3 protein-coding genes are annotated in these 4,606 nt (G+C 25.0%); all 3 read right to left on the minus strand.

What is annotated here, in order from left to right; genetic code table 11:
• Positions 1–318, minus strand: a 318-nt coding sequence (locus tag Q0370_RS09880; RefSeq protein ID WP_299575196.1) for an AbiH family protein, incomplete at its 3' end; no start/stop codon positions are given.
• A gap of 2 nt (positions 319–320) precedes the next feature.
• Positions 321–1,367 (minus strand): hypothetical protein, encoded by a 1,047-nt coding sequence (locus tag Q0370_RS09885; protein WP_299575198.1) that lies wholly within the window; start codon positions 1,365–1,367, stop codon positions 321–323.
• Positions 1,357–4,467 (minus strand): N-6 DNA methylase, encoded by a 3,111-nt coding sequence (locus Q0370_RS09890; protein ID WP_299575200.1) that lies wholly within the window; start codon positions 4,465–4,467, stop codon positions 1,357–1,359. The genes Q0370_RS09885 and Q0370_RS09890 overlap by 11 nt, the downstream gene beginning before the upstream one ends.
• Between the last annotated feature and the right edge of the window lie 139 nt (positions 4,468–4,606).

Raw genomic sequence — 4,606 nt, forward strand, 5'->3', positions numbered from 1 at the left:
TTTTTTAATATTGGATTCAACTTCATTCCAATTCAAATTTTCTTTTTTTAAAAAGGATAAATATAAATAAAACAAATTCTCAATTTTATATTTATTGTACAGTTCTTCTATTTCTGTTCTTAAGCCTATATTGTCAACTATTACTAATACTTTTTTACCCTTATTATTTTTTCCATATTGATAATTTTTTTTATAAATATTTTCCAATTTCTTAAAAAAATTTTCATCAAGTTTTCTTGAATTAAAATAATCTTCATATCTCGTTTCTAATTCTAAATATAAATCAAATCCATTTCCTAAAATATATAATTCTTCCATCCCTATTTCCCCTTTTTCTCAAATTTAATTTCTTCTATTTTTAATATTTCACTTTCATCAAATATCTGATATTCATCATCTGATACTAAAACTGCATAGCCTATTTTTTCAAATGGATCACATACATTTATAAATTCACAATATAGATGAGGATTATCATAAAATTCATCCCCCTCCATATCATATTCTATTATATTTTCAAAAGGTATATATCCCAGTCGTAATGCTTTCATTTTGTTGCTCATTTTTTTACCATTTTTAAATTGTGTTAATTTTACTCCAACAAATCCATCTGTTACTATTAAACCATTAAAATAAAAATCATATATATCTACTCTGAAATATCCTGTATAATCATTATTTAACAACGTATTTTCATAAGGATAATTTTTATCATAAATTGAATGTATAGTCATTTTAGTAAATCCAAATTTTAAAAACGGTTTTTTTAGATGTTCTGTTACGCTATAATTACCTATATTATTATTATTCAAAAAATCTAAGTGCATCTTTTTTTTCAATGCTACATTTCGTCTAATTGTTTTTATTTTATTATTATGTTCTTTTATTAAATTAATTCCAAAATATGCAAATAATAAATTTTGATAATCTGTATATAACATTGTTTCTAAAATTGATTTGTCCCAAACAATTAATTTTTCTATTCCTTTGCTAGATAAATAAGTTCTCATAAATTCAATATTCTTTTTACTTATTGAGCAACTTACTACTAAAACATACACATCTGGTAACAAATTATTTTTTGATAAAAACTCATCTACTATTTTTTTTAATTGTGACTGTGAAATTTTTAGGTATCTTTTACATTGAAATATATACATTCTTTCTCTATCATATAAATTTTCAGTTGCTTCTATATCAATTCCATCATCACTTCCTAACTTTCCAAAATGATTTATTGATTCCCATCTTCTCCATTTATATGCCATTGCTAGTATCAATTCTTCAAATCTTATTGCATCTAAGTCTTCAAAATGTAATTGATTTATAGTTCTTGTAACTAGATTTTCTTCTTTTTTAACTTTCAACAACCCTAACCTCCTCCTCACTCAACTCATACAGCTCGTAAACCATCCCATCAATCTCTTTATCCGTTTTTGTAATTTCATTGTTTAATGTTTCTGCTTTTAATTTTTCTGCAATGAAATAATCCTCCCAATCAGCTTTTTGAGAAAGGCTTAATTTCACTTTTGCTTTTGATAACTCTTTTATAAATTCATCAAAATTCAATAAATACCAATTTTGTAATTTAGCAGAAATTTTTTCTAAACCAAATTCTCTCATAATCATTCGTTGGAATTTTTGTGAAATTTCTTGCAATTCTTTATTTAAAGCTAACATTTTATCAGCTTTTTCTATAAAAGGCTGTTGTTCTTGGAGAGAAATTTCTTTAAAAGGAAACGTTCTTAAATCATTTAAAATTATTTTAGGAAATAATTTTCTTACAGATTTTGCTGTATTTTTCATAAAATAATATGATATTAACGTACTATTTAGAACAACTAAAATATATTTCAAATCTATTTTTTTACCTTCTTTTTCTATAATCCCTATATTACTCCTATTGTATAAGTAAAATTCTTCTGTATATGTAGAAATTATATTTTTAGGAAAAGCTCCTGTTATTTCTCTAATTATTATTTTTTTCCCATTAAATAGTTCCATACTTCTTGGAGCAGCAAGGTTCTCTCCATATTTTAGATATTGTCCACTCCAATTTATGCTATATCTTCCGACATTATTTCCTTCCAAATATTTATAAGTTTCTTCATCAAATTTATATGTATAGTCATAAGGTCTATTTTTTACATCTTCTTCAGTTTGTTTGGGTATTCCTTTTCCTTTTTCATATGCTTGTAATCCTGCTTTTATTTCAACTATTTCATCTAATGCTGTTGAATTTTTAAATATTTTTTTATTAATTTCTTCAGAATATTCATCACTAAAAACTTTAAATAATTTTTCCTCTTCATTTATAAAACTAATTGAATTTTTACTATGCGAATATATAAATTCTTTTCCTTTATTTAACAATACTCTTGTTATAAATTCTCCTTTTTCTTTATATCCAAAATAAATTACTGTTTCTACATTAACATTTTCAAATGAATGTCCTGCCAAATTAACAATTTCTAATAATTTAATATTTTCTAAAATATATTCTCTGATGCCTTTTCCAGAATACATCATAAGCCAAGAATTAGGAACAATCATACTAGCATAACCTTTATTCTTTAAAAGCTTAAATGATTTTTCCATAAATAGTATATAAGTATTTATTTGGTAGTTTGAGCTTACGTAATTTTTAATATAATAATTTTTTTCAATTTCATTAAAATTATCCCTAGCAAATACATACGGCGGATTTCCAACCACAACATCAAATCCACCATTTTTAAACACTTGCGGAAACTCTTTTTCCCAATCAAACGCCAATTCTCCAGCAATTTCAACATCATCAATCAATGAATTTCCACATTTTATATTATTTTCAAGCGAAGCCAATGTTTTATTTTTATCAGCAGTTTTTAGCCATAATGATAATTTCGTGATTTCTACACTTTCCTTATTCAAATCTACTCCAAAAATATTATTTTGTAAAATTTCCTTCGTTGTATCTGAAAATAAATCCTTTACCCCTGTCAAATCAAAAATTTTATTATCTATATAGTTATTCTTTTTTAGCAAACATTCAAAAGCTGTAATCAGAAATGCTCCACTTCCACAAGCAGGATCTACGATTTTTATATTTTTCACAGCTTCTTTATACTTTGTCCAAAATTCGATATGCTTTCTATAATTTTTAGTATAATTTTTCTTATAAACATCATAATCATAGTCTTTTTCTTTAAGTTCAGGAAGTTTATCTTCGCCAAGTTCCTTTCGTTTGTCATCAAGCCAATTTTTTATTGAATTTTCGACAATATATTTTGTTATGTATTTTGGCGTATAGAAAATTCCATCTTTTTTACGTTTTCCTTTTTTCTTATCCGCTTTTTCGCCATTTATTTCTTTTTTCAAATCTTCTATATCTGTTATGGATTGTTCAAAAATATGTCCCAAAATATTTTCATTTAATTCGGAATCAAAATCATATTCAGATATTTTTTGCATTTCTTCAAAAACTTCATTATCGACATAAAGTCCATCCAAAATATCGTCATTTTTGAATAGTCCGCCATTAAAACGAGGAATATTTTCTCTTGAATTTCCTATGTCTATCCATCTACATAGTGATAAGAAAATTTCAAAAATATTTTTGATTTTTTTTCCTTTTTCTAAAGTTTTATAAAAAATCTCGTTTGGAAGCAATCCTTTATCTTCACAAAAACAAATAAACAAAAATCTATCCAATAATTTTTGGACTTTTTCAATTATAATATTCTCATTTATTGTAGGATTATTTTTCCGCATATTTTCAAAAATATGTAATCTAATATTTTTATACTCGTTATAAAATTTCTTTTCAATCTCGGCTTGTTTTTTCTGATATTCTTCAGAAAGTTCTAGTGTTTTTGCCTTTTTCTTTTCAGTACCAACTAGAGAAGAAAATGAAAGTACGTAAATAAATTTCTTAAATTCCAGGTCATCTTTTAATTTTTCAAGAAAAAACACTTGATATTCTGTCATATCATTTGACCTGTAAAGCCGTATTTCCTTATAATTTGAAACAATTACCCATTGACAATTTTTTCCATATTTTGGAGCATAATTAAACGCTTGTTCCACAGGAGTTCTAGTATCTCCAGCTCTTTTCTGCCTCATATCCAAAGAAACTTTTGATCCTTTCAATTCAATCACAGCTCTTACATCCTTTTTCCCTTCAGTATCAAAAAATCCCAAAACTCCATCCGCTTTTTGTCCATCAATTTTAGTTTTTGTTTCTCTTTGCAAATTCCATTCATTTTGTCCGTTAAATTTATTCGTAGCTCTTAAAACAGTTGCAAATATATCATTTAAAAATTCTGCTTGAGATTCTTCTTCTTTCGATTTTTCAAGAACTCCATTTTCAAGATTATTTATCCATTTATTTAGCGCTTTTCTTCTTTCAGAAAAATTATGTTTACTTAAATCGATTTCTTCTTCAGCCTTTTTAGCCAATATTTTCTGATTAAATAAAATATTCACAGAATTTTTTCACTCCTTATGCTCCATAAATTATTATATACCTACATTCTATTAATTTTTCCATTTTTTGTCAATTTAATTTATAATAATATACTCAAACCTATTTAAAATTAAACTACTAAAAATTATATTGATTTAG

It is taken from the genome of uncultured Leptotrichia sp. (assembly GCF_938036635.1).
Lineage (GTDB): Bacteria > Fusobacteriota > Fusobacteriia > Fusobacteriales > Leptotrichiaceae > Leptotrichia > Leptotrichia hongkongensis.